Below are 25,466 nucleotides of genomic sequence, written 5' to 3'. Positions count from 1 at the left end.
TTCGCTGGATGATCGGGATCGGGTCGCGTGGAATGCGGTCATGACTGCTTCTTCCTCCACAGACACCGTCTTCGTCTTCGTGCACGGGGCCTGGCACGGCTCCGGGCAGTGGGCGGCGACGCAGCGCGCACTCGCCGCACTCGGTGCCGCGAGCATGGCCATCGACCTGCCGGGACACGGCTTCGACGCGCCACTGCCCAGCGGATACCTCCAGCCGGGTCAGCCGGGCCTGTTGACCGAGAAGTCCGCGCTCGCCACCGTGACGATGGACGACAGCGCCGAGGCCGTGCTGGACACGCTGCGCCAGGCCCGCCACCACCGTCGTGTCGTGCTCGTCGCGCACAGCGCGGGCGGCGGCCCCGCGTCACTGGCCGCCGAGCGCGCACCCGAACTCGTCGATGAGATCGTCTACCTCTCAGCCTTCGTGCCCGCCGGACGGCCCCGGTTCTTCGACTACCTGGGCTCGCCCGAGAACGCCACGGCACGAGGCCAGAGTCTGAACCTCGGCGACCCCGGAGAACTGGGCGCCGTGCGGATCAACCCGCTCTCGCACGACCCCGCCTACATCGAGGAACTGCGGCAGACGCACTACCACGACACCCCCCTGGACCGCTTCGACCGCTGGCGCTCGGCACTGAGCCCCGATCTACCTCTGGCGATCCCCACCACCCCGGTCATCGTGACCCCGGGCCGGTGGGGGCGCATCCCGCGGACCTTCCTGCGCTGCGCGGACGACCGGGCACTGCCGACGGCCGTGCAGGAACTGATGATCGCGGAAGCCGACCGGGCCATGCCCGGCAACCCGTTCACCGTGCGCACCCTCCCCGGCAGCCACAGCCCGTTCGCCGCCCGGCCCCATGAGCTCGCCGCGGCGCTGCTGCCGTGAGCGTCGGACGCCTCGTGCTGCCGGTGGTGCTCAGCGCCACTTTCGTGCAACTGCTCAACGTCACTGTCGCCCAGGTGGCTGCGCCGGCGATACAGGCTGGCCTCGGCGCCGGTCCGGGCGCCGTGCAACTGGTCCTCGCCGGATACACCCTGACGTACGCGTGCCTGCTCATCCCCGCCGCACGGCTCGGCGACCGGTACGGCTACCGCCGCCTCTTCGTGGCGGGCACCGTGGTCTTCACCGCGGGCTCGGTGGCCGGCGCGTGTGCCCCCGACGCCGCATCACTGATCGCGGCCCGGCTGGTGCAGGGCGCGGGCAGCGGCCTGGTCGCTCCCCAGGTCCTGTCAATCATCCAGGCCGCCACCCCCGCGACACGCCGGCCGCGCGCCCTCGGCCTGTACGGCGCCACCATGGCCGTCGCGTCACTGGCCGGGCCCCTGATCGGCGGCCTCGTCCTGAGTGCCGATCTCTTCGGCCTCGGCTGGCGGCCGGTGATGCTCCTCACCGTGCCGGTGGCGCTCGCCTCGCTGGCCGGAGCGACCGCGTTGCCCCGCACCCGCGGGGCGGACGGACTCCGCGTCGACAGGCTGGGTGCGTTGCTGGTCACCGTGGGAGCCGGCGCGCTGGTCCTGCCCCTGGCGCTGGGGCGGGAAGCAGGCTGGCCCTGGTGGACGTGGGCCGGATTCGCCGTGGCTGTTGCCGCCCTCGGCCACTTCGTCCGCAGCCTCCCGCACCGGCCCGACCCGCTGATCCATCCCGCGGTGCTGCGTGACCGGTCGGCGCGCCGGGGCACGCTGCTGGTGTTCGTGTTCAACACGGGCGTGCCCTCCTTCACCTACCTGCTCTTCCTCCACCTTCAGGCCGCCGTCGGGTACTCGGCCCTCGCGGCCGCGCTGACGTCAGCACCGTTCGCGGCCTCCGCCGGCGTCGGCAGCAGAGCCGCGCCCGCTCTCACCCGCCGACACGGGCCGACGGTGCTCACCGTCGCGTCCCTGGTACTGGCCGGGATGTGCCTGGCGCTGGCCCCGCTCATCGGCTCGGCAGCGGGACGCCAGGCGGCACTGCCCGTGCTGGCCATCGGCGGAGCTGCGTTCGGCGCCTTCACCGCCTCGGTGTTCACCCTGGTCCTGGCCGAGGTGCACGGCCCCGCCGCCGGTTCGGTCTCCGGACTGCTGCCCACAGCACAGCAGCTCGGCGGATCGATCGGAGTGACCGCAGCCGGACTCGCCTACCATGCCCCCGCCGCCGATGCGGACACCGCGTTCCGGCACGCCATGCTCTACCAGGTCGCCGCCTTCACGATCACCGCACTGATCAGCCTCCGGCTCCGCGACCGGCCTGGCACCGAGCCCGTGCACGGCCATAGCAGTCACAACGGAGGGGCACGTATTTAACTGGGAGTGAAATCTAACTGCTCTGTCTCACTTTCGGTGGTGACGCAGAGTCGTGAGGCTCGTTGGCATCCGTGTGACGGATGTCAACGAGCTTGTGCAGATGGTGTTTTCGGGCCTGTGCCCGCTGGTCATAGACGACATGGTCGACGAGGGCGAGCGGACCGTGGTGTGGGCGCAGACGCCGCAGAACATGGCGCCGTGCCCGGTGTGCGGGGTGTCGTCGGGGCGGGTGCACGGCTACCACTGGCGGACTGTGGCTGACGTGCCGGTCGACGGGAGGCGGGTGGTGGTCCGTGTGCGGGTGCGGCGTCTGGTGTGCCCCACGCGCGGCTGCCGACATACCTTCCGCGAGCAGGTGCCCGGAGTGCTCGACCGATACCAGCGGCGCACCACTCGTCTGACCAGGCAAGTCAAGGCCGAGGTCAAGGAGTTAGCGGGCCGGGCGGGGGCACGTTTGCTGGCGATACTCGCGGTGGGCGTCTCGCGTCATACGGCTCTGCGTACCCTGTTGCGCATCCCGCTGCCCGCAGCGCGGACGCCCCGCGTGATCGGCGTCGACGACTTCGCTCTGCGCCGGCGCCACCGCTATGCCACCATGATCATCGACGCCGAGACCCACGAGCGGATCGCCGTGCTGCCCGACCGCACGGCCGACCCCCTGGAAGCGTGGCTGCGCGAACATCCGGGCGTCGAGGTCGTGTGCCGTGACGGCTCGGCGACCTACGCCGAGGCCATCCGCCGCGCTCTGCCCGTGCGACGCAGGTCGGTGATCGGTGGCATTTGTGGAAGAACCTGTGTGAAGGTTCTCACGGCGAGGTGAAGGCACACAGCACCTGCTGGGCCACCGTACTGGACGCATCTATTTACGACGGGCCCCGCGCCCAGACCACCCTGGAACGCTGGCACCAGGCCCACGGTCTGCTCGAACAGGGCGTGGGCCTGCTCGATGCGCCCGCCGCCTGCAACTGGCCCTGAACACCGTCAAACGCTACGCCCGTGCGGACCGGACCGAGCGGATGCTCCGCGTCCCCAAGTACCGTGCCAGCCTGGTCGACCCCTACCGCGAGCACCTGCGAAAACGCCGAGCCGAGGCCCCTGGCGTCTCCCCGTCCTGCACCTCTTCGAAGAGATCAAAGCCCTGGGCTTCACGGGCTGCCTGAACCTCCTGCACAAGTACATCAACCAAGGCCGCGCAGACGCCGACCGCAGCCATATCTCCCCGCGTCGGCTCGCCCGGATGCTGCTGACCAGGCCCGACAACCTCAAGGCCGAGCAACACGAACTCCTGGCCAAGCTCACCGCCGCCTGCCCCGAGATGATCCAACTGGCGGCAGTTATAAGGGACTTCGCCCCGCTCCTTGCACCTCACGCCGACAATCCCGACGCGCTCTCACATTGGATCGTCCAGGTCCGCGGAGCCAACCTGCCCCACCTGCATGCCTTCGCCCGAGGTCTAGAACGAGACCGCGACGCAGTAAACACCGCCCTCACACTTCCGTACAGCAACGGCCCCACCGCGGGCGTCAACACCAAGACCAAGCGGATCGCGCGCCAGATGCACGGACGAGCAGGCTTCACCCTTCTTCGCCACCACATCCTCCTCGGATAGCGGCACACTCCGTCACCACCGAATGTGAGACAGGGCCGTTAAATTGACACACCCAGAGCGGAGGCCAGGTCCGACGAGGCGGTCTCTCCAGGTTGTGAGGTTGGACCGCACAGCAGCTCTTTGGCCTCATGGAGACGCTTCAGGGCCTCGTCACAACGCTCCTGTGCTGTTGATCAGGGCGGGCGCGTGGGCGAAGTTCCTGGATGCGGTGGGCACTGCCTGATCGGCAGATCTGTAACGCGTTCGGCCGGGGCCCCTGTGAAGGAGCCCCGGCCGTGTGGAGTTGACCTCAGAAGCTGCCGGTCCGGCCGCTGGGGGACGTGGCTCCCAGGTCGATGTCGCCGTAGGCGTAGGAGGTGACGCCGGCGTCGTTCACCTGCAGCGTGTAGCAGGAGTGCCGGGCCGGGTCGTTCTCGGTGTAGCACCTGTACTCCGCACCGTCGCTGTTGCGGTGAACGGTGGCGTGGGCGCAGTTGTCCACCCCGGCAACGCAGCGGTTGCCATTGGTGATCGTGATCCGGGCCCAGGCGGTCCTGCAGCCACTGCTGTAGCGCAGTTCGAGCAGCGCGGCGCCGTTTCCGATGTTGGCCGAACCGACGGTGCGTGCCGAGGCACTGCATCCGGTGGCCGACGGGTCGGTGCCGTCGTACTGAGCGGCGCTCGCTGTCCCGGCGCTGCCGACCAGCAGGCCTCCGGCCAGCAGTGCCGCCGTCGCCGTACCGGCCATGAGTGTTCCCGTCAGACGCATGCTTCCCCCTGGCTTCGATGTGTCGGGTCTGTACGGGGCCGACTCTTCCCTGCGGGGGTGGAAGGAATGTTGAAAAGACGTTGAGCGCCTGTCTCACCCCAGGGTCCCCGCTGCGCACAAAATGGGAGGGGTACACGGGGAAAGGGGGACGCTGTGGAGTTCCGATTACTCGGCCCGGTCGAGGCGTCGGCCGACGGCCGGCCCGTCGCACTGGGGCACGCCAAGCAGCGGTGTGTGGCGGCGGTGCTGCTGGAGCGGGCGGGCCAGGCGGTGCCCGCCGAGCAGTTGATCGACCGGGTGTGGGGCGAGGATCCACCGGAAACGGTCCGCAATGTGCTGTACGGCTACATCGGGCGGTTGCGCACCGCGGTGGGCGCCACCCGACTGGTGCGCTGTTCTGGCGGCTATCTGCTCGAAGTGGCCCCCGAACAAGTGGACTTGCATCGCTTCCGAGGTCTGGTGACCGAGGCGCGCGCGATGGTGGGGGAAGTGGACGAGCGAGCCGCCGCCCTGTTACGGGAGGCTCTCGGGCTCTGGCGTGGGGAGGCCCTGGCGGGTCTGGCGGGCGCTTGGGCCGAGGAGACACGCGGTCAACTGGCTGGGGAGCGGAGAGCGGCACAGTCGGAGTGTCTCGATGTCGAGCTGCGCCTGGGCCGGCACCACGCATCGCTGGGCGAGTTACGCGCCCTGGTCGCGGCGAACCCCCTGGACGAGCGGGCTGTGCGGCAGCTGATGACCGCGCTCTACCGCAGCGAGTGCCAGGGCGAAGCCCTCTCGCGCTACGAGACCACCCGCAAGCACCTCGCCGACGAACTCGGCGTCGACCCCGGCCCGGAACTGCAAGCCCTGCACCAGCAGATCCTGTTGGGCGGGCCCGGCCTCGCCGCACCGACACAGCCCGCGAGGGTGGTGCGCTCCGAACTGCCGCACGATGTCGCGCCCTTCGGTGGACGAGCCGCCGAACTCGCCCGGCTGGATGTCCTTCAGTCCTGTGGCTCCGTGGCGATCTCTGTGATCAGCGGCACGGCCGGGGTGGGCAAGACCGCCCTGGCCGTGCACTTCGCCCACCGGGAGCGCGCACGTTTTCCCGACGGGCAGTTGTACCTGGACCTGCACGGCTTCGACCCCGACAGCCAACCCCTCTCCCCCGGTAAGGCGTTGAGCCGGCTCTTGCGCAGCATGGGCCTGGAGCCGCAGGACATCCTTGCCGACGAGGACGAGCAGATCCGTCAATACCGCTCCCTGCTGGACGGCCGACGGATGCTCATCGTGCTGGACAACGCTGTCTCCGCCAAGCAGGTACGCCCGCTGCTGCCCGGCGACCGCTCGTGCCGAGTGCTGGTGACGAGCCGCAACCGGCTGGACGGCCTGGTCGCCCGCGACGGCGCCCATCAGCTCACCCTGGAGGTCCTCGGCCCACCCGAGGCGCAGGCATTGCTGGCCTCGGTCCTCGGCAACGAGCGTACAAGCGCCGAGCCGGAGGCGACCCGGGAACTCGCCCGGCTGTGCGGGCGGTTGCCCTTGGCGTTGCGGATCGCCGCAGCACAGCTGGCCCGTGACCCGCACCGCCGTATCGCCGACCTGGCGGCCGAGCTGTCGGCGGACGGCCGGCTGGCCACGCTCGAACTGCACGGCGACCAGTCCTCCGGGATACGGGGCGCCTTCGCCCTGTCCTACCGCTCCTTGTCCCCCGAACCCCGTCGGCTCTTCCGCCTGCTGGGTGTCGTACCCGGACCGGACGTCACCGCTGAAGCGGGTGCGGCCCTGCTGGACACCACACCGCAACGGGCCAAGCATCTGCTGCGGGCGCTGGCAGCCGCCCACCTGGTCGAATCACCCACGACGGGCCGCTACCGCTGCCACGACCTGGTGCGTGAGTACGCCGCCGAACGGGCCCAGGCCGAAGAGTCGCAGGCCAAGTGCGCCGCGGCCCTAGAGCGGCTGTTCTCCTTCTACCTGCGGCACGCACAGGCGACCGGCAGTGTCCTGCCCTGGCAGTACCCGCAGTTGCCGGACGATCCGGCGGGCCCGGAACCGGCCGATGTCTCGGGGGCGTCTTCGGTGTCTTCGGATGAGGCAGTGACGTGGCTGGAGGCCGAACGGGAGAACTTGCTCTCCGCCGTGAACCACGCCGGCCGTCACGGACCACGCCCGTTCGCCTGGCAGTTGACCACCGCGCTGCTGCGCTACTTCTGGCTCTGTCTGCCGCGCACCTCCTGGCAGGCCACCGCACAAGCCGCGCTGGAGGCGGCCCGCGCCGACGGTGACCCGTTCGGCCAGGCCGCGGCACACCGCAGCCTCGGCCTGGCCCACTGGGACATCGGCCAACACCGTCAGGCCCGCCAACACCATGCTCACGCTCTGGAACTGCACCGCCACACCGGCGACGCACTGGGCGAGGCACTCGCCCTCGGCGGCCTGGGCCTGGTGGAGGCGGAGGTGGCACAGCTGGACGACGCTCTGGGCCACTACCGCACCGCCCTGCACATCGCCCGTACCCTGGGACGTCCCGAGGTGGAGGCGCAGGCGCGGGTCGGCTTCGGCGTGACCTACCGGGACATGGGACGACTGGCGGATGCCGCCGACCACCTGGAACTGGCCCTCCGCCTCTACGACAAGGCCGGGGCATCGGTCGAGCCCGTCCGCCTACCGGCTCTGGCCGCCGTGTACTGGGAGCAGGGCAGGCTGAGCAAGGCCCTGACCCTCCTGGGCCTCGCGGCCGATCCCCGTGACACCAATCCCACCACCCTCGACCTCCTCGCCAAGATCCACCTCGATCTCGGCCGTCACGACGAGGCTTTGGCGTACGCCCAGCACTCCCTCCGACTGGCCGAGGACACCGGTCGGCGCCGTCTGTTGGCCATCGCCCTGACCACCGTCGCCGACGTACGCACACGGGCAGGGCACACCGAGTGGGCGGCCAGAACACAGGAGCACGCCCTGGGACTGGCCCGCGAGACGGGCAACAGACGCGCCGAGGCCGACTGTCTGCTCGGCCTGGCCGCCACTTGCCGCGACGAGGCCCTGGCCTACGCCCACCAGGCACTGGCACTGGCCCGGCGCAGCGGCTTCCGGGTGGTCGAAGGACAGGGCCTGACCGCCCTGGCCGCCGTCCACGCCGCCCAGGGGCACCCCACCGCAGCCCTGCCCCACGCCCGTGACGCCTTGACCCTCCAGCAGAAAACCGGCCACCGCCTGGGCGAGGCCCGCGCCCTCACCGTCCTGGGCAGCACCTTGCACACACTCGGCCGGAACACCGCGGCCGAGGCCGCCCTCCAACAAGCCCACGCCCTCTACACGGACACGGGGGCCCGGCCCCCCGAGAACAACACCCGCGACCTCGACCGCATCCGGGCCACGCCCGGCAGTCCGGCTCCTCGAACATGAGCGGCGCGCGAAGCCCGCGCCGCCTCAACGGAGTTCGCCCGTACCGTCACCGGTCGCGACGCGGCGTGCAGCCCGGGTGCGGGCGACGTCCACGGCCTGGTGCTCGGTGTCGGTGATGATGCCGAGCCGCCGCACGTGCGCGTACTCGTCTTCGTCCTTCCACGTGAGAGCGCTCAGGTCGGGGTCGACGACCAGGTCCGCGGTCAGGTCGAAGGTGTCGAACCCGTCCGCCCTGCGGCAGGTGGGGTGCTCGAGGTTCACGTACCACTTCCGCAGCCCAGTCGGCGTGGAGAAGGCGTTGATGCTGAACCATGTGGCCGGCGGCTTCCACAGCAACAGCTCGGTCTCCTGCCACCGGCCGTCCGCGAGCTCCCACTCCCCCGCCGCCAACGCCTCGAACGCCTCCCTACGCACCGAACGGTCCCCGTCGGAATGGGCCTTGGCATACAGGGCGGGCCAGCGGGTCTCCGCTCCCGGCACGCAGGCGGTCACCAGAGCCTCACCGGAATCGGCGATGACACGCAGCGCCTGCTCACTCCACACCCGCCCAGTGCGGTGCACGTCGCGTCGGCCGATAGGTGCGGGCGGTGTAGAGCAGTGCGATGCCTGCGCCGAGCGCGGCGGGGAAGGCGACGACGGCGGTGCGCAGGCCGGTGACGAGGGCTGCCGATCCCTTCATCAGCTCGGTCCGGTTGATGTAATTGGCATCGATGACGTAGGGGCCGCGCCAGACCAGCCACGTCAGCCCTGCCAGTAGCAGGAGTGTTCCGGCCGCAATGAGAGCGATCCGAGCCCGACGCTGGACACGTTCCTTCTGGCGGGCTCGTATCCAGCGCTGCTCCAGCCCAGTCATAGGCTGCCATGCGGTCTTGCGCCGGTCGTACCTCCGGCGGAGGGAACGCACGGGTGCGGTGTCCTCATGCCCGCATACATGCCGCCCTGGCGGTGTTCGGTTGCAGCCATCCCGCAATCAAATGGGCCGCGCTGTAAGCCGCAGACAGCTCAGCAGCGCATAACCGAAGGTCGATGGCCACCGGACCGTGCTGTGGCGAGCCGAGGACAGCGTCCGGCTGCAGTCGCGGACCGGCCGCGACGTCACCGCGCTCTGGATGGACCTGGCCGTGGCCGCCATGCATTCTCTGGGGGTTCTCTGAGCGTGGTGTGACGTCGTACGCCGTGCCCTCGTTGAAGGTGCGGCAGCGGTTCTCAGGGGGTGTGGCTCTGCGGTGAATCGTTGCGGTCGACTCGTGGAGCAGGGGTACAAGTGCGTGCTTTTCCTGTCCGGATGCCCTCAGGTGTCCGGTACTGGACGGTAATGGACGACGCGGTACGGGTGGTTGAGGCCCCCGATCGCTTCCTGAGCGAGACTCGGCTGGCGCGGGGGCGGGCGGAGACGACGACGAAGGCGTATGCGGAGGGCCTCTCGTTGTTCCTGCGCTGGTGTGACAGGACCGGTCGGGACTGGCGGACCGCCGCCCGCGACATGGGACTGTTCATGATCTGGCTGGGCTGGACTTCGGGGAATGGCGGCCAGCGCCGGACGGTCGTTCCGGGCCCGGGAGCCCGGCCGGTGCGGGGCGACGGCCGGATCAACAAGGTGCTCACGGCGGTTCGGATGTTCCTGGTCCACGCCGTGGTCAACAAGGAGGCGCCGGCCTGGGTGCTGGAGCAGGTCTACGAGCTCGGCGACGATCGCGACCTGCCGGTGGAGGCCAGGGGTGAGAGCGGCGGGCTGCGTTACCGGCTGCGCGCCCGGCATCGGCTCCAGGAGCCGGAGAGCGAAGTGGACCGGGCCAGCGACGAGGAGGTCGTCGCGATGTTCCGGTCCTGCCGTTCGGCACGGGACCGGTTGACGCTGCTGTTGCTCGCCCGGGTGGGACTGCGGCCGGGGCAGACGGCGGGACTGCACCGCAGTGACCTGCACCTGATGGCGGACTCGCGGTCGCTGGGGTGCGACATCGAGGGCGCTCACGTCCATGTGGTGCGGCGGCAGAACGAGAACAACGCCTGGTCGAAGTCGAAGAAGTCGTGGGTGATGCCGGTGGATTTCCTCGTGGTGCGCGCCTTCGACCTCTATGCGGTGGAACGCCACGCCGTGCTGGAGGCAGGTGGCAGCGACTTCCTGCTGGTCAACCTGTTCCGCCCGCCGTTTGGGGCGCCGGTGAGTGCGGAGGCGATCGGGGAGCCGTGCGAGTCGCTGTCCGCGCGGGCCGGTCTCGGGCGCCGGGTGACGCCGCGGATGTGCCGGCATGCGATGGCCAGCAACGTCGTGGACTCGGGCGGCACGCTGGATGAGGTGCAGGCCCTGCTGGGGCAGAAGCACCCGGAATCGTCGCGGCCCTACCTGCACCCGGGGCGGGAGCGTCTGCGCAACGCCGTTGAGCGTGTCCCCTCACCTCGGCTGGCCTTCGGCGAGGACGGCGCGCGATGAGCCTCCTGGTGGTGCCGGCTCAGGTCGAGGAAGGCCGCAGTCTGCGGTTGCGGCTGGTGCGGGAGGCCATCGAGCCGTCGTTCCTACAGCTGATGCAGTGGGATCCGGCCGTGGGCCGGCTGATCTTCCCGAAGGATCATGTTCAGCTCGGCGGGGTGGCCTGCCGGGTGGAGGGCTGCCGCAAGACGTCGTTCAAGTTCGCCATGGCCCACGGTCTGTGCGACACCTGCGACTTCCACTGGCAAGCCTCCGGGGTGCCAGTCGAGGAGTTTCTGGCCACGGCGAAACGGACCTGGCGCTGCGTCGGCAAGGACGCCTGCTGCGTTCGCGACTGCCCGCGGCCCTGCAAGAGCGCCAGGAACCGTTCTGCTACGCGCATCTGCATCAGCAGCGGGTCAGCGGGCTGTCGATCCTGGACTTCGTACGGCGGCCGGGTGTGGTCGCACTGCCGTCGTTCGGGATCTGCCAGGTGTTGGCCTGCGACCGGGAGAAGGACTACGAGCGCACCCCGTACTGCATGGCCCACCGCAACCGGCTCAGCGTCGAGACGCGCAACGGCCGCGTGGCCGACGAGGAGACCTGGCGCAGGACTACGAGCCCGGTCACGATCACCGGCGAGATCAACCTGCGCGGTCTGCCCGAACTACTGGTCGCAGAGATCATTTTTGGTCTGCAGGAGCGGACCCGGTCCGGGGCCAAGACCAAGGACCACTCGCTCAGGCCCTTGTGTGACACGGCCCGCCGCCAGCAGGTCGGATCGATCACCGAGATCGACCTCGCGGGCCTGACCCGGCTGCAGTGCCAGCTGGTGGCCACGTTCACGACCAGCATCGACCGGCTCGGCGCGACGCCGGAGACTGAACGCCTCAAGGACATCTGGGACTTGGTGGTCTTCGGGATGGGAGGTCACCTCCGGTTCAGTGACATCAGCCAGCCCTGGCTGCGTGAAGCGGCGAAGGCATGGGCGGTTGAAGAACTCCCGCAACGCCGCGGCAAGCGCGCACACCACGGTCCAAGGCGGCATCAAGAACCTGGCGAAGTTCTCGGAGAGCCTTCGGCTGCAGCGGGACGATCACGGGATGGACCCCCGGCGCCTGGGCCGGTCGGACATCGTCGCCTTTCTCCACCGGCAGGCGTTCCTGCAGCAGGAGGGCGCCTTGTCCGCGGACGGCCGCTACAAGCGGATCACCAAGTTCCGTCAGGTCCTGCGCCGCATGCGTTCCCTGGGGCTGACCGGCCCCGGCCAGCCGCTGGACGGGCTGCCCGGTGACGTGGTCCTCAGAGAAGAGGACATCCCGACGAGGCAGAGGATTCCGAGGCCGGCAAGGACCTCCCCCAGGAGGTCATGCGGCAGCTCTGCTCCCAGCTGGACGCGCTCGATGCCATCGCGCCCCCGCACATCAGGATCGCGGTGGAACTGATCATCGATACGGGGCGCCGGTCCCAGGAGGTCAGCTATCTGCGCTGGGACTGCCTCGATGCCGATGAAGACGGCCAGCCCGTCCTCATCTACGACAACTACAAGTCCCACCGCCTGCGAAGGCGCCTGCCCATCGCCGCGGCGACCGCCGCGCTGATCACCCGGCAGCAGGAGACCGTGCGACGGCGCTTCCCGAATACTCCCACGAAGGACCTGGCGCTGCTGCCCACGCAGATGCGAAACCCCCACGGCGTCAAGACGATCAGCGAGGACCTGCTCGCCCAGTGGCACCGCACCTGGGTCAACGGACTGCCCGACCTCTACGTCAACGTCGTTGTGGAAACCGACGGGCGGCGCACAAACCAGCAGATCCCTTTCGATAAGGCCCGCGTCTTCCTCTACGCCTACCGGCACAGCTACGCCCAGCGGCACGCCGACGCCGGCGTCGGACCCGACGTGCTCAAGGAGTTGATGGACCACCGCCAGCTCAGCACGACACAGGGCTATTACCGGGTGGGCCAGCAACGACGGCGGGAGGCCGTCGAGCGAGTCACGGCCATGCAGTTCGACCGGCACGGCCGCCGGATCTGGCGCCAGGCCCAACTCGTCCTGGACTCCGAGCACGCGCGGCGGGCGGTCGGCGAGGTCGCCGTTCCCTACGGATTGTGCACCGAGCCGTCCAACGTCGCCGCCGGCGGCCACGACTGCCCCGTCCGTTTCCGCTGCGTGGGCTGCGGCCACTTCCGCACCGACGTCTCCTATCTACCCGACCTGGAGTCCTACCTCACCGACCTGCTGCGCAGCCGCGAACGCCTGGCCGCCTTCAGCGCCGATGACTGGGCCAAGGGCGAGGCCATGCCGTCCGACGAGGAGATCACCCGCGTCCGTCGCCTCATCAGCCGCGTCCGCGCCGACGTCGATGAGCTCCCCGACGAGGACCGCGCCCAGATCCAGCAAGCCGTCCAGGTCGTCCGCCGCACCCGCCAGGTCGTCTCTCTCGGCCTTGTCGGCGTACACCCGAACGTGCACCGCTCGGTACAACTCAAAGTGCACCGCTCGCCTGGCTCTTCAGGCTGGTGGGGGCGCCGGGGCCACCCGACTCGTCAGGATGCGGGACGGACACCGCCGTCAAGGGCGCCCTACGGGCGTCGCCCTGCGATGGGGCTCCGCCCCACCCTTGACGGCGGTGTCCGTCCCGGGGGTGGCTGGCTGGCGGGTGGCCCCGGCGCTGTGGAGTACGGCGCGCTGTGCACGTTCGCGCGTACCGGCCGGTGCACTTTCATGCGAACGGCGACAGGCCTGCCCAGAGTCCGTCAGCCCCTGCCCGACCTACGTCCCGAAAGGCCCACCGCGTGACCAGCCCGATGATCGAGGGCAAACGAGCCGACTCCGCCCGCCGTCGCGAACGCGTCCTCCAGGCCCTGGATGCGGCCCTGCGCAGCGGTCAGAACATCACTGTGTCCGGCCTCGCCCGCACCGCCCGTGTCGACCGCACCTTCCTCTATCGCCACCGCGACCTGCTCGAACGCGCCCACGCCGCGGCAACCACCCCTGCCGAGGCAGGCAGAACAGCAGCCGTGAGCAGAGCCTCGCTCCAAACCGACCTCGCCAACGCCCTGGAACGCAACGCCCGGCTGACGGCACGCGTCCGGCAGTTGGAAAAGCGGCTGCCCGAGGAGCTGGGCACGACGGTCTGGACCGAATCCGGCCTCGGTGCCCCGGCCGACCTCGACCAGCTTCAGCGCCGTATCACCGAACTGGAACAACAACTCGCCTACGTGCAAGGACAGTTGGACGAACGAACCGAGGAACTGGACGCTGCACGCGCCGCCAACCGTGAACTGACCCGGGCGCTGAACCACACGCCGGAGGGAACCGGCCCGCCTACACCCCGAAGGCCCCGCCCTCGATCAGGATGAGCAGACCGATCGCGATCAGCACCAGCGGCAGCAGAATGTGGCCCCAGCGGCTGAGAGCCTTGGCGACGAACCGGACGGGGGGCGAAGAACCTCGGCAGGTCGAGTCTCACTGCGAACTCCTCATAGCGACGAATGCTGGTCGGGGTCCAGCGCTGGCAAGGCGCTCGGCTCGTGAAACTGGTACTGACTGAGCCGGTGATACGCACCGCCGGCTCGCAATAGCTGCGTGTGCGTTCCCTTCTCCACGATCCGACCGTCCTGCAGTACGACGATGACGTCGGCGTCGCGGATGGTGGAGAGCCGATGGGCGATCACCAGGCATGTGCGGCCATGCCGCAGCCGCGAGGTCGCCCGTTGCAGAAGGAACTCGGTGCGGGCATCAACCGCACTGGTGGCCTCATCGAGGATCAGCACGGCTGGATCAGCGATGAACGCGCGCGCGATGCAAATCAGCTGTCGCTCGCCCTCGCTCAGGCGACCGTCCACAGTGTCAACCACCGTGTCGTAGCCCTGTGGGAGAGCGTTCACGATGTGGCTGACACCACAGGCCTGAGCGGCCTGCTCGACCTGCTCAAGTGTGGCATCCGGCCGCCCGTAGGCGATGTTGTCGCGAATGGTCCCGCCGAACAGCCACGGCTCTTGAGGAACGAACCCGATCTCGGAGCGCAACGCGTCCCGTGACACCGAGGTGATGTCTGTGCCGTCGACGAGGATGTGTCCACTGCCAACGTCGTAGAACCGCATCAGCAGGTTCATCAGAGTCGTCTTCCCGGCGCCCGACGCGCCGACGATCGCCGCTGTCCGCCCCGGCTCGACGACCAGGTCGAGGTCCTTGATGGTCAGCTCGCGGTCGTAGCCGAACGACACCTGCTCGAACGTGATCCGGCGCGGCCGAACGACCGGCAGCCGTCCCTGGCTACCAGGGTCCTCCTCCGGCTCGTCGAGAAGGGCGAACACGCGGGCAGCCGACGCGATACCCGACTGGAACAGGTTGGACATCGAGGCGAGCATTCCGAGTGGCTGTGAGTACTGTCTCGAGTACTGGACGAACGCAACGACTCCGCCCAGGGTCAGCTGCCCACTGATCACGCTGAAGGCACCGACGACGCAGAGCAGGACGTAACTCAGGTTTCCGATGAACAGCACCAGCGGGGCGATCAGGCCGGACACGAACTGCGCGAGATGGCTCGCCTTCTTCACCTCGGCGTTCCTGTTCGCGAACGTCTCGCGGAACACGCCTCCGCGGTCAAACACGGTGACGAGTTCGTGGCCGGAGTAGGACTCCTCGATATGCGCGTTGAGTTCTCCGGTCAGTCGCCACTGGTCGCCGAACAGCCGTTGGCTTCGTTTCGCCATCACGGCCCCAATAGCGAAGGTCAGCGGTATCGAGATCAACGCAAGCAGTGTCAGCAGGGGTGAGATGCTCAGCATCATGGCCAGTGCGCCGACGACAGTGAGCAGACCGAAGAACAACTGGGTCAGCGTCTGGCTGAGCGAGGTCGCGATGTTATCGATGTCGTTGGTCATCCGTGACAGCAGCTCGCCGCGTGAAGAGCCGTTGAGGTAGCGGACCGGAAGCCGATTGAGCTTCGCCTCAACGTCGGTACGCAGAGTTTGCATGACGCGAGCGATCGCGCTGTTCTGGATATACTGCTGGCCGAATCCCGCCAGGGTGCCGAGGCTATATAGGCCGGCGGCTATCAGCAGTAGATGTCCTACATAACCGAAGTCGATGCCGGACCCGGGCGTGACGTTCAGCCTCTCGATAATGTCCGCGAAGCTGTTTCGGCCGCTGTCGCGCAGCGCCTGCGCGGCAGCCTCTTTAGTTTGTCCTGTTGGCAAACCGGCGCCCAGGGTGCCGGCCAACACCGCGTCGATCGCACGGCCCCAGATCCGCGGGCCGACCAGGTAGGCCAGTACGCCGAACACAGCCAGAGCGAGCGAACCGATCACCGACATCCGGACTTGCCGGAACAGGCCTGCCAGTCGGCGCGACGTTGCGGCGACGCTCGCGCCGTCTTCGAGCTGACCACGCTCCCGGCGGCTCATGACAATGCCCCGATCGCTTCCTGCGAAGCCACCAGCTCCTGGTACGTCTGACAGCTTTCCATCAGTGATTGATGTGTCCCGTCGCCGACGATGCTGCCCTCGTGGAGCACCACGATCCGTTCGGTACTGCGGATACCGGCAGTCCGCTGCGACACCAGTAGGACTGTCGCGTCGGCCGTGGCTGTGCGCAGCGCTGCCAGTAGCCGTGCGGCTGTTTCGGAGTCGAGCGCCGAGACCGGATCGTCAAGGAGGAAGACCCGCGGGGCGGCAACGAGTGCGCGGGCAATGCACAACCGTTGCCGCTGGCCGCCGGAGACGTTCGTTCCACCCTGGACGATCGGTGACTCGAGTCCGTGGTCCATCGCGGCGACGAACTCGCGAGCCTGCGCGACCTCCAGCGCCTCCCAGAGCTCGGCGTCAGTGGCGTCCGGCCTGGCCAGCCGCAGATTGCTTGCGACCGTACCTCTGAAAAGCAGCGAACGCTGCGGAACGATCGCGAGCTGACTGCGCAGCACAGTGGGATCGATGGTGCGCAGATCAACGCCGTCCAGCCGGACGGATCCGGATGTCGCGTCCTGAAGTCTCGCGACGATCGACAGCAGGGTGGTCTTGCCAGCACCCATCGATCCGACGATCGCCACCGTGCCGCCGGGCTCAACCCGTAGGTCGATGCCGGCCAGGACGTCAGCATCGGCGCCCGGGTACCGCAGCGCAACGCCGCGCAGCTCCAACTCACCGCGAATCGGGACCGACCTGGCGGGTACGCCCGATGGCCGGAGCATAGGCGTGGAGTTGAGCACCGCCTGAATACGTTCCGCCGCGACCATCACTCTTGGCAACATCATCACCGCCGAGGCGGCCATCATGGCTGCCCCGAGGATCAGGCCCAAGTAGGTGACGTAGGCTGTCAGACCGCCGATCAGCAGATGTCCCGACTCGACCCGGTGGCCACCGAACCACACCACGGCCAAGATCGACAGATCGGTGATCAGCATGACGGCCGGAACGAACGTCCCGTTCAGCAGCCCCATTGACCGGGTTGCCACCGCCAGCTCGTTGTTCACCTGCCCGAACCGCTCGGCCTCGAAGCGCTCGCGGGTGAACGCGCGAATCACCGTGAGACCCATCAACTGCTCGCGCAAGACCCGGTTGATCGCATCCAGCCGGTCCTGCATCCGGCGCGACACCCGCGTCATCCAGCGAAGGATCACCGCCAACGCCACACCCAGTACGACGACTGCCACGACGATGAGAAGGGACAGGCCAGCATCCGCACGCAACGCCATATAGGCCCCACCCAGCATCGTGATCGGTGCGGCGGCCGCCACTGTGCCGAGGGTGAGCAGAAACGCTTGTACTTGCTGCACGTCGTCGGTGCTGCGAGTGATCAGCGTCGGCGTGCCGAAGTCCTGATGTTCCCGGCTGGAGAAAGTCGCGATCTTGTCGTAGACGTCTGACCGCAGGTCGTGCGCAGCGTTTGTGGCCGCGCGCGTTCCGGCATAGGACGAGATCGCCGCTGCCAGCAACTGGACGATACTGACGACCACCATCCACCCGCCGGCCGTCCAGATGTGCCCGACGTCTGTGCGCAGTAGGCCGTTGTCGATCAGATCCGCATTGATCGTCGGCAGATACAAGGTGGCGGTGACGCTGACCAACTGGAAGACGATCAGGCCAGCGAACCACCATCGGTGCTTGGCGAACTGAGCAAGGACCAGCCGCATCGGTCAACCTTTCGTGGGAGGTGCTCAGGCGATGACGAAGCTGGGGTGCAACAGTCCGGCGGGGTCATACTTACGGGCCAGCTGCAGCAATCGGTCACGACGCTCGGCGTCGAACAGTTCTGCGACGGCGCGTTGGTCGGGTCGTCCGAGAGTGAAGTTCGGCGAGCTGCCTACCGCGGTCCCGGACCAGCCGGCCAACAGTTCATCCTGCAGCGCCCGCGCACTTGCCGCGTTCGACTTGGTTGTCGGGGCTACCACACCTACGACACACAGCAGGTACATCGCCTCGCGGTGGCTGACTGCGTTCGGCACCCTCGGCGGAGTGGACAGCGCCCCACCGAGATGACGAACCGAAATGATGGAGGGAACCGACCGGCCTGGCGCCGACGTGGCGATGGCGTCGCGGAGGCGTTCCTCGTCGATCGCCCGCAACAAGACATTGTCGGCGACATACGCATGCGGCTGATCCGGTTCGCTGAAGACGGTGTCGGACCGCCGGTACGGGATCTCCCGCAAACCGTCGTATGCAGGCTTCAACGCCCGCAACGGGGCCACCAACTCGTCTGCCTCCGCAGCCGAACCCAGGTAGGCGATCTGGACATGGGCCATGTGCCGCTTGGAAACTTCAAGCGTGGTCATCGCCGAGGTCATCTCCGGGGGCATTGTCGCCGTCCAATGCAACCAGGTTGAGGCCACCTCCGGCGTCTCGCCCAGGTCGAACATCAGACCGCCCCCGACCAGCCTGGCGACCGGCATCAAGGCCATCTCCAGCGCGGTCACAATGCCGAAGCTCCCGCCACCGCCGCGGAGCGCCCAGAACAGGTCCGGCTCCTCGTGTTCCGAAACCGTCAGCAGGGAGCCGTCGGCGGTGACCAGTTCCAAGCGCGTGACATGGTCCGCGGCGAAGCCGTAGCGACGAGCCATGAGCCCGATGCCGCCGCCGAGCGTGTAGGAGACAGCGCCGACACCGGGCATGCTCCCAGACAGCGGTGCCAGATCGTAGCGTGCGGCGGCCTCGATCACGTCGCGCCACCGCGCTCCAGCGCCCACCCGTGCGGTGCCGGCGCCGGGGTCGACATCGACGTTGTCCATCCTTCGCGTCGACACCAATACACCTTCACCGGCGAGCGGGTTGGCGAGTCCATGTCCTGCGGCCTGGACCGCGATCGGCATACTTGCCTCCGCGGCGTGCCGGACGGCCGCCACGACGTCGTCGGCATCCCGTGCCGCCACCACGTGGGCCGGCCGATGTTGCTCCCGCAACTGGAAGCCGGCACGGTGCTCGTCGTACTCGGCAGACCCTGGGTGGTACGCCACCGGTGATTCGGCGTCGGTCGTGTTGGCACTCATCGCGAGCACCTTTCTGGATCGGCGGGTGCGTGCGCGCACCCACTCGGCGAACAGGCAGGTCGTAGGTGCGCAGCCACCAGCCTGACCGGGATATGCGCCGCATCGTGTCGCAATTCCTGGAAAGATCGGGTGTGTGACCCCAGATCGCTTCTTCACCCTGATGCTGCTCCTCACATCGAGGGACGCCGTGACCACGCAGGAACTCGCCTCGGCGCTCGGGGTGTCCCTTCGCACCATCACCCGGGATCTGAACTGGCTCCGCGACGCCGGTCTGCCGGTGACCGCACAGCGGGGCCGCCTCGGAGGCGTGACCATGCCGCCCGGATCCAGACTCGACCTCACGCGACTCACACCGGGCGAGCGTGATCAGCTGTCGCTCACCGGGCTGGACGAGAAGCAACGTGCGGAACTCGACGGATCCGTCGAGAGCCGGCGCGCGCTCGCCAAGATCGCCGCCGCACAGCCACGTCGAGTTCATGAGCTCCTGCCGCTCACCGACGTGGTGCACGTGGACAGCCGCCCCTGGCTCCAGACACGAGCCTTCGGCACGACTCCGGCTTCGCTGATCGGCTCAGTGCGGCGAGGTCGCCGGATGCGGATCGAGTACGACAGCCCACGCGAGTCATGCCCGCGCGACCTGGTCGTGGATCCCTACGGGCTGTTGGCCAAGGCCGGCATCTGGTACCTCGTCGCCGACCGTGCCCAAGTGCCACGGATGTACCGACTCGAACGGATCACGACGTGGCAAGAAGTCGACCAGCCACGACGGATCCGCGAGAACCAGACCCTGGCCACCGTCGCTGCAGCGCTCATTGATCAGTGGGAACACAACCACGCGATAGAGATCAGCGCCACCATCGACCAAACCCAGATCGAGCGAGCCCGACGGATCTTCGGCCAACGACTCGTCTGGGACGACCATGAGGCATCCGCCACCGGCCACAAGGTAACGATCCGCTTCCTGCATCTGGAGGACGTGCGAGCACTACTGCCGTTCGGGAGCGCCATCACTGTGCACGGCCCCACCGAAGCCAGGGCTCACCTCAGCGACCTCGCCACCAACCTTGCCCACCACTATGCGCCGTCACCAACGTCCTGACCCGCAACACCAGATGATCGATTCCAACGGGTGCCTGCGGAGGGTGTGGGGGTGGGTGGTCAGGCGTCGGGGTCGACTTCGGGGTGCGTGAACCGCACGGGCTTGCCCAGCGACCGGGCGTAGGCGATTTCGGCTCGGGTGCTGTCTCCGATGTAGTCGCCGACTACGAGCACCTCATCAGCGAGCCGGATCTTCGCTCGGTGCAGATCGTCGAGTCGAACCTTCAGCGCCTCGGCCTCGACAGGATCGGACCAAAATTCGTGCGGCGACTTCATGTCGCAACCCGGCTTGACGACAATCTTTCCGGCTTTGGTCTCCCGCAGATCAGCCTCGGTCATCTCGGCCATGAAACGGGTGGAGCCGCAGATCACGACGATACGTGGGAGGCTCAGCTGCTTCTTCGCGTCGGCGAGTTTCTCCTCGGGGGTGAGCGGTTGCGGGTATGACACTGGTTCCTCCTGGGTGGGGTGGTCCAAGGGGTGCCTGCGGAGACGAGAATGAGGGTGTCCAAGATCGTCTTATGGCGTGAACACCCTCGCGGCCGAACTGGTCACCCTCGCCATGATGCGAACCGCCCGGCGACAGCCCGGCGCACGGCCCCGCAGCGCCAGCCGGGCTCCACAGCAGCCTCGTCAACGAGATGGCCGCCCAACAGCCCCTTTAGGCGACGCACCACACCTGTCGCAGTGGCTAGACTCCCGATCAATGGCGCTGAGCTGCACCAACGTGAACCACTCACTAACGCCACAGCCCAGAACCCCAGAGAACAGGCACCTTCCGCCCGGCGTGATCCTGGACGGCGAGGCCGTGGTCTACGTCGCCGACGACGACGGCCGTGCTCGGATCAGCTTCGAGACCGCGCAGTCCCGCGCCCTCTCCAAGCCCGCCGGGCCCGGGAGCTCACCGACCGGCGCCCTGCGACGTACGTCGCGATCGACGTCCTGGCCCTTCCTGCGGCGGGCCTGCCCGACCTGCGGCCGCGTCCGTACTCGGAGCGGCGCCAGGTCCTCCTGGAGGTGCTCGCCGACGTCGGCCCGCCGATCGAGCCGGTGTGGTCGACCTCCGACCGGAACGAGGCCCTGCTCTGGTACGAGGCACTCGAAGGGACAGGTTGTTTACGCACAATTACCGTGTCTCATAGACGAGTAGGCGACGGCTGACCGGATCGGCCGTCGTCCCTGTCGGCGTTGATGTTCGCGGTGGCTGGCTGCGGCGCTACCGCGGGTAGTGACTGGCCTGTGCTCCCAGGACGTTCAGCAGAGCGAGGGCTTCGGCGCCGGGGGATCCCGGTGGTGCGGTGAAGAGCACGAGGTGCTGGTCGCGGTCGGTGAGGGTGAGGGTGTCGCAGTCGACGGTGACCTCGCCGACGGCCGGGTGGCGGAAGGTCTTGGTGAGCATTGGCGCGGCCTGTACGTCGTGTCGTTCCCAGAGCCGAGCGAAGTCGGGGCTGGTGTCGCGGAGTTCGTCGACGAGGCCGGTCACCGCGGGATCGGTGGGGTAACGGGCGAGGGTGGTGTGGAGCTGCATCACGACGCTCAGGCGGAAGTCGGCGGCGTCGGAGATCCCGTACAGCGTCGTATCGGCGCTCTGCGGTCCGGGGAAGGCCCGGCGGGCGAGGTTGCGGTCCTTGGGGGTGAGCGGGGCGAAGTCCTCCATGAGCGCGGCCGCGAGGTCGTTCCAGGCGAGGACCTCGCATGCGGCGGACATCACGAAGCCGGCCGTCTGCGGCAGCCGCTCCAAGAGCGCGAGGATGCTCGGGCGGACGTCGCGCCGGTGCAGTCCGGTCCGGTTCGGCGCGGTGCCCGCGAGGACGTGGAGGTGGTCGGACTCCGCATCGGTGAGCCGCAGCGCTCCCGCGATGGCGGCCAGGACGTCGCCCGAGGGGCGTGGCGCCCGGCCCTGCTCGAGGCGGATGTAGTACTCCGTGGAGATGTGCGCGAGGACCGCCACTTCCTCGCGGCGAAGACCTGGTGTGCGGCGTCGTGGTCCGGTGGGGAGGCCGACGTCCTGCGGGCGGAGCCGCTCGCGGCGGCTGCGGAGGAACGCGCTGAGTTCCTGTTTGTCCATACGGCAAGTGTGCGCGCCGCCCGGCGGCGGATCCTGGTACAGCCTGTGCCTGTATCCGGCCGGCAGCCGGCCGGACGCTGGTGTCATGACGAACAACACGCACACCACCGACAGCGCATCCATCGGCCTGCTCACCGGCAAGGTCCTGTTCATCACCGGCGCCAGCCGGGGCATCGGGGCGGCCGCGGCCCGGCTCTTCGCCTCCGAGGGCGCCGCCGTCGTGCTCGCCGCCCGCAGCACCGACGCCCTGGACCGCATCGTGCAGGAAATCCGTGCCGACGGCCAGGTGGGCCAGGGCGAGCAGGGCCTGACGTCCGGCAGGAAGGCGCCGCCACCGCGTTCCGATCTCCTGCCGCCGGGCTGTCAGTTGCCCGGTCAGGAACCGCAAGGTGCGGCTGGACAGATCAATCGAGGACGGGTAGACAAGCACGCGAAGCTCCTGGCGGACACGGGTGATCTTGGTCGAGAACCCGTCTACCAGGAGCTTCGTCGTTGTGCAGGACAGTCCAACTCGCGGTCAGCGCCGCCAGCTTGAAAAGGGCTCACTGTGAGGGCACCTCTGACCGCGCTCGCACGCGTGCACTGGCATTGACACCACCCGAGGTCTGGCGACAGGAGCGTGGGGCGCTCCTGCCGCCTGGGACCGGCTGGTGAAGGCGAATTCGATGGTGACAATGCAGCGTCCGACGCTGCTCGTCACGGAGAGGGGTTCGCCACGCCGCTTTCGTCGACAGTGAAATGTCCGTTCGCCGCGCCGTTGAAGGTGCCTTTCTTGATCCACTCTGCCACCGCGGCCTGGGCGGTGGCATGGGGGCCGGACCAGGGGCGGCCGGGGCGTCCGCCGTAAGGCGTTCCCGATTGCGGAGTGCAGCGCGGACCGGAGCAGCCCTCCCACAGCATCGCGTGGCTCGCGCACTGCACCTGCACCAGCACCTTGTTCGCTGTGCCAAGGCTGTTGTAGAGGGCCCTTGAGTCGGCCGGTGTCGCGAGCGGTGTCCTGTCATCGAGGCCGTCGATGACGAGCGAGGGTGTGGTCTGCTGCTGCGCGATGGTGGCGTTCCAGCCGTAGCTGGAAAAGGTCTGCGAGCGCAGGACGCCGGTCGGATGGTCGGGGTCGTTGCCTCCCCACCTGCTGCCGAGGCGGTCTTCCTCCATGAGCCGCGTCCACATCTGATTCTGACTGCCCGGGACGACGTGGCCCGTGCAGGCAGCGTCCCGATCAGGAGCCATGGCCCAGGCTCCGTCGCTGTCCGACCGGGTGTTGAGGTTCGTCGGAAAGGACGTGAAGCCCGCCGCCGGTGTCACTTCCTCGGTCGGCGTGCCGAAGATCGATGACGCGAACACGGCACGGTTGACCTTCGCGATGACGGCGGCGCTGCCGGGAAGCACCGGGTTGGCCGCGTACAAGGTCCGGCCGACGTGCTGCCCGCCGAGCGAGTAGCCGATCAACGTGACCTTGCCGTCCGTCGGCCTGGCCCGCGCGATCGCGTCGTCGATGACCTGGCGGATGTCGCGTACCCACAGGTCGACGCGGCCGAATCGGTAGTTGCTGGAGTGCGCGCGCCGCTCCCCGTCGAGAGAGCCACAGCAACCGGCCGCCCGGATCGGTGACCACTTGCACGTTGACCCCGTGCCGGCGGTGCTTGGCCGAGTAGTCGGCCCGCCCGTCGCCGACCCGGTCGCACTCGGCGAGAGTGCCGTTCAGCAGGACGAAGTCCGCGTCGGCCACGCGCAGGACCTTCAGCAGACCCGGCGCACGTTCGGCGAGCAGGTGGATGACCGCGCTGGTGTAGGTGTGGGCGGTGGACTCGCTGATCCCGAACCCGGCAGCGATCTTCGCCAGGGTCGTGTGTTCGCGCAGGTACACCAGTGCCACCATCGCGCGCTGGGACGGGCGGAGCCTGCAGCGCCGGTCCCCCCTCACGGGTGACAACATGCATGGTCACCGACTCCACGAGCGCATGGGGCAGGTCGAGTGCGGCTGTTCACCGTCGCCGACCTCGACCGCCTGGCCACCGAGGCGGCCAGCAGCCCCCATCACCATCTCAAGACGATCCAGCTGCCGGTCAGCCTCGTGATGGACTCGGCGCTCGCCGCAGCGCTCGACGGGCGCGGACCCATCGCCGACGCCACCGCCCGGGGATGGGACGTACACGCTTCCGCGCCCCTTCACGGCGGAGGGCTGCCGGCCCTGGCCACCGCCGAGCTCGCGGATCTGCTCCACCCCCGGCTGAGCATCGCCCAAGCCTGCCTCCTGGCCGTCGCGTCCTGCCCCGGCGTCTCAAAAGTGCTGCTGTCGGCCTCGACTCCGGCACACTGGGACGCCGCTCGCACCACCCTCGACGAGCCGCCTCTGCCCGCCGAGACCCTGCGGAAGGCCCTCGATGTACTCGCCCCCCACCACCCGGACTGACGAACAGCGCACCCTGGCCGCCCAGTCGGCCGCCGCCCACGCCCTCGGCATCACGTTCACCGGCCCCCGCCAGTGGGGCTACCAGGGACGCACCCTCGGCCAGCAGGCCCGCCACCCTGCCCACGGGGCCTGCTGGCTGCGCCTCATCTCCGCCCCCGCCGACAAGGCGAACGGAAAACTCTGGGACGGCACCGCAGAGGCCGCCGCCGCGTTCCCCACCGTGCACAAACCCGCCCTGCACGCCCTCCATGACCTGGACCACGACGGCTTCGCCTTCCGCGCAGAGCTGTCGGAGTTCATCACCAGTCCGACGTGTTCACCCGAGCCCGTCCTGCGCACCGAACGGAACCTGGCCCCGGCATGGTGGACACGCCTGCGGTCCGATCTCGACACCGTCGCCGCCACCCACACCACCCGCGTCGCCGTGCGGCAGCAGTGGATCGCACGGGCCCTCCCCCAGCACGCCGGGGTCCCCGCACCGGACATCACCCGCTGGGCCACGGCCCACGGCGACTTCCACTTCGCCAACATCACCGAGGACCCCATCATCTTGGACTGGGAGGGCTTCGGCACCGCCCCCCTCGGCTACGACGCCGCCATGCTGTACGCCTACTCCCTGCTCGCACCCGCCACCGCCGCCACCATCCGCCGGGAACTGCCCGTCCTGAACACCCCAGCCGGCGCCACGGCCCTCCTCGTCGTCGCCGCCGACCTCCTCCAGTCCTGCTCCCGCGGCGACCACCCCGAACTCGTCGACCCCCTGCACTCCCTCGTCACCTCCCTCATCTGAGAAGACACCGCACATAGGGGCCCAGGACTTGATGCGCAGTAGATACACGAATCCGCAAGACCAGTACGCAGCAGCCGTGAACCGCTGCCGCAGTTACCCAGGGAGCTGCGGTACACGGTGCCAATGAGCCCTCCGACGGCGGGCCATCCGAACGGGTGGCTTTTGAAGGCTTCCCACTCG

Annotated in this window: 19 protein-coding genes and 4 pseudogenes; 12 read left to right on the top strand and 11 right to left on the bottom strand. The window is 68.6% G+C overall.

Annotated features, from left to right (window positions below; all coding sequences use genetic code 11):
- Window positions 1–40 precede the first annotated feature (40 nt).
- From QF035_RS54465 to QF035_RS54455, 3 genes and pseudogenes are all read left to right on the top strand, one after another.
- Window positions 41–886, top strand: coding sequence for an alpha/beta hydrolase (locus tag QF035_RS54465; protein ID WP_307530600.1), 846 nt, complete (start codon window positions 41–43; stop codon window positions 884–886).
- A complete protein-coding gene (locus QF035_RS54460; RefSeq protein WP_307530598.1) occupies window positions 883–2,280 on the top strand; it encodes an MFS transporter in 1,398 nt (465 codons plus the stop codon). Before QF035_RS54465 ends, QF035_RS54460 begins: the two co-directional genes overlap by 4 nt.
- A 100-nt stretch (window positions 2,281–2,380) precedes the next feature.
- Window positions 2,381–3,889: pseudogene (locus tag QF035_RS54455) on the top strand (ISL3 family transposase).
- A 289-nt stretch (window positions 3,890–4,178) separates the two neighbouring features.
- Here QF035_RS54455 and QF035_RS54450 read toward each other — a convergent pair.
- On the bottom strand, window positions 4,179–4,637 hold the full coding sequence (locus tag QF035_RS54450) for a DUF2690 domain-containing protein (protein ID WP_307530596.1): 459 nt from the start codon (window positions 4,635–4,637) through the stop codon (window positions 4,179–4,181).
- 153 nt (window positions 4,638–4,790) lie between these two features.
- Between QF035_RS54450 and QF035_RS54445 the strand changes: the two genes are divergently transcribed.
- On the top strand, window positions 4,791–8,024 hold the full coding sequence (locus QF035_RS54445) for an AfsR/SARP family transcriptional regulator (protein ID WP_307530594.1): 3,234 nt from the start codon (window positions 4,791–4,793) through the stop codon (window positions 8,022–8,024).
- A gap of 24 nt (window positions 8,025–8,048) precedes the next feature.
- On the opposite strand, the gene QF035_RS54440 is transcribed toward QF035_RS54445, so the two are convergent.
- Window positions 8,049–8,567 carry a DUF402 domain-containing protein gene (locus tag QF035_RS54440; protein ID WP_307530592.1) on the bottom strand — a complete coding sequence of 173 codons (519 nt, stop codon included), beginning with the start codon at window positions 8,565–8,567 and terminating at the stop codon, window positions 8,049–8,051.
- Window positions 8,557–8,877: a hypothetical protein gene (locus QF035_RS54435; protein WP_307530590.1), complete on the bottom strand. Its 321-nt coding sequence runs from the start codon at window positions 8,875–8,877 to the stop codon at window positions 8,557–8,559. Before QF035_RS54435 ends, QF035_RS54440 begins: the two co-directional genes overlap by 11 nt.
- Before the next feature lie 432 nt (window positions 8,878–9,309).
- Between QF035_RS54435 and QF035_RS54430 the strand changes: the two genes are divergently transcribed.
- The 4 genes from QF035_RS54430 (at window position 9,310) to QF035_RS54415 (ending at window position 13,794) form a co-directional block, all read left to right on the top strand.
- Window positions 9,310–10,455 carry a tyrosine-type recombinase/integrase gene (locus tag QF035_RS54430; RefSeq protein WP_307530588.1) on the top strand — a complete coding sequence of 382 codons (1,146 nt, stop codon included), beginning with the start codon at window positions 9,310–9,312 and terminating at the stop codon, window positions 10,453–10,455.
- A gap of 217 nt (window positions 10,456–10,672) precedes the next feature.
- Entirely contained in the window at window positions 10,673–11,725 is a 1,053-nt protein-coding gene (locus QF035_RS54425) for a hypothetical protein (protein ID WP_307530587.1), read from the top strand.
- A gap of 75 nt (window positions 11,726–11,800) precedes the next feature.
- On the top strand, window positions 11,801–13,231 hold the full coding sequence (locus QF035_RS54420) for a hypothetical protein (RefSeq protein WP_307530585.1): 1,431 nt from the start codon (window positions 11,801–11,803) through the stop codon (window positions 13,229–13,231).
- Complete coding sequence (locus tag QF035_RS54415; RefSeq protein ID WP_307530583.1) at window positions 13,228–13,794, top strand: DUF6262 family protein; 567 nt, start codon at window positions 13,228–13,230, stop codon at window positions 13,792–13,794. Before QF035_RS54420 ends, QF035_RS54415 begins: the two co-directional genes overlap by 4 nt.
- Window positions 13,795–13,914: 120 nt before the next feature.
- On the opposite strand, the gene QF035_RS54410 is transcribed toward QF035_RS54415, so the two are convergent.
- From QF035_RS54410 to QF035_RS54400, 3 genes are read right to left on the bottom strand one after another with little or no spacing between them, the layout of a single operon-like run.
- Window positions 13,915–15,843 carry an ABC transporter ATP-binding protein gene (locus QF035_RS54410; RefSeq protein WP_307530581.1) on the bottom strand — a complete coding sequence of 643 codons (1,929 nt, stop codon included), beginning with the start codon at window positions 15,841–15,843 and terminating at the stop codon, window positions 13,915–13,917.
- Entirely contained in the window at window positions 15,840–17,567 is a 1,728-nt protein-coding gene (locus QF035_RS54405; protein ID WP_307530579.1) for an ABC transporter ATP-binding protein, read from the bottom strand. The genes QF035_RS54410 and QF035_RS54405 overlap by 4 nt, the downstream gene beginning before the upstream one ends.
- A 24-nt stretch (window positions 17,568–17,591) precedes the next feature.
- Window positions 17,592–18,917 carry an FAD-binding oxidoreductase gene (locus QF035_RS54400; protein WP_307530577.1) on the bottom strand — a complete coding sequence of 442 codons (1,326 nt, stop codon included), beginning with the start codon at window positions 18,915–18,917 and terminating at the stop codon, window positions 17,592–17,594.
- Between the two features lie 133 nt (window positions 18,918–19,050).
- Here QF035_RS54400 and QF035_RS54395 point away from each other — a divergent pair, with 133 nt between their 5' ends.
- Window positions 19,051–20,016, top strand: a complete 966-nt coding sequence (locus tag QF035_RS54395; protein WP_307530575.1) for a helix-turn-helix transcriptional regulator — start codon at window positions 19,051–19,053, stop codon at window positions 20,014–20,016.
- A 59-nt stretch (window positions 20,017–20,075) separates the two neighbouring features.
- On the opposite strand, the gene QF035_RS54390 is transcribed toward QF035_RS54395, so the two are convergent.
- Together QF035_RS54390 and QF035_RS54385 are read right to left on the bottom strand one after the other, a co-directional pair.
- Window positions 20,076–20,465 carry a hypothetical protein gene (locus QF035_RS54390; protein WP_307530573.1) on the bottom strand — a complete coding sequence of 130 codons (390 nt, stop codon included), beginning with the start codon at window positions 20,463–20,465 and terminating at the stop codon, window positions 20,076–20,078.
- Window positions 20,466–21,231: 766 nt separating this feature from the next.
- A complete protein-coding gene (locus QF035_RS54385; RefSeq protein WP_307530571.1) occupies window positions 21,232–22,083 on the bottom strand; it encodes a helix-turn-helix transcriptional regulator in 852 nt (283 codons plus the stop codon).
- 85 nt (window positions 22,084–22,168) lie between these two features.
- Here QF035_RS54385 and QF035_RS54380 point away from each other — a divergent pair.
- A pseudogene (locus QF035_RS54380) lies at window positions 22,169–22,372 on the top strand (SDR family NAD(P)-dependent oxidoreductase); the annotation flags it as partial.
- Here QF035_RS54380 and QF035_RS54375 read toward each other — a convergent pair.
- From QF035_RS54375 to QF035_RS54360, 3 genes and pseudogenes are all read right to left on the bottom strand, one after another.
- A pseudogene (locus QF035_RS54375) lies at window positions 22,349–22,513 on the bottom strand (IS5/IS1182 family transposase); the annotation flags it as partial. The pseudogenes QF035_RS54380 and QF035_RS54375 overlap by 24 nt on opposite strands.
- 266 nt (window positions 22,514–22,779) lie before the next feature.
- A complete protein-coding gene (locus QF035_RS56155; RefSeq protein ID WP_373467042.1) occupies window positions 22,780–23,592 on the bottom strand; it encodes a hypothetical protein in 813 nt (270 codons plus the stop codon).
- A gap of 67 nt (window positions 23,593–23,659) precedes the next feature.
- Window positions 23,660–24,023: pseudogene (locus tag QF035_RS54360) on the bottom strand (transposase family protein); the annotation flags it as partial.
- Window positions 24,024–24,058: 35 nt separating this feature from the next.
- Between QF035_RS54360 and QF035_RS54355 the strand changes: the two are divergent.
- Both QF035_RS54355 and QF035_RS54350 read left to right on the top strand, forming a co-directional pair.
- Window positions 24,059–24,496, top strand: a complete 438-nt coding sequence (locus QF035_RS54355) for a hypothetical protein (RefSeq protein WP_307530567.1) — start codon at window positions 24,059–24,061, stop codon at window positions 24,494–24,496.
- Complete coding sequence (locus QF035_RS54350; protein WP_307530565.1) at window positions 24,468–25,286, top strand: hypothetical protein; 819 nt, start codon at window positions 24,468–24,470, stop codon at window positions 25,284–25,286. The genes QF035_RS54355 and QF035_RS54350 overlap by 29 nt, the downstream gene beginning before the upstream one ends.
- Window positions 25,287–25,466 lie beyond the last annotated feature (180 nt).

The organism is Streptomyces umbrinus (assembly GCF_030817415.1).
GTDB classification, from domain to species: Bacteria; Actinomycetota; Actinomycetes; order Streptomycetales; family Streptomycetaceae; genus Streptomyces; species Streptomyces umbrinus_A.
Note: the sequence above shows the minus strand (reverse complement) of the source record. Positions and strands in the feature narration are given on the sequence as shown.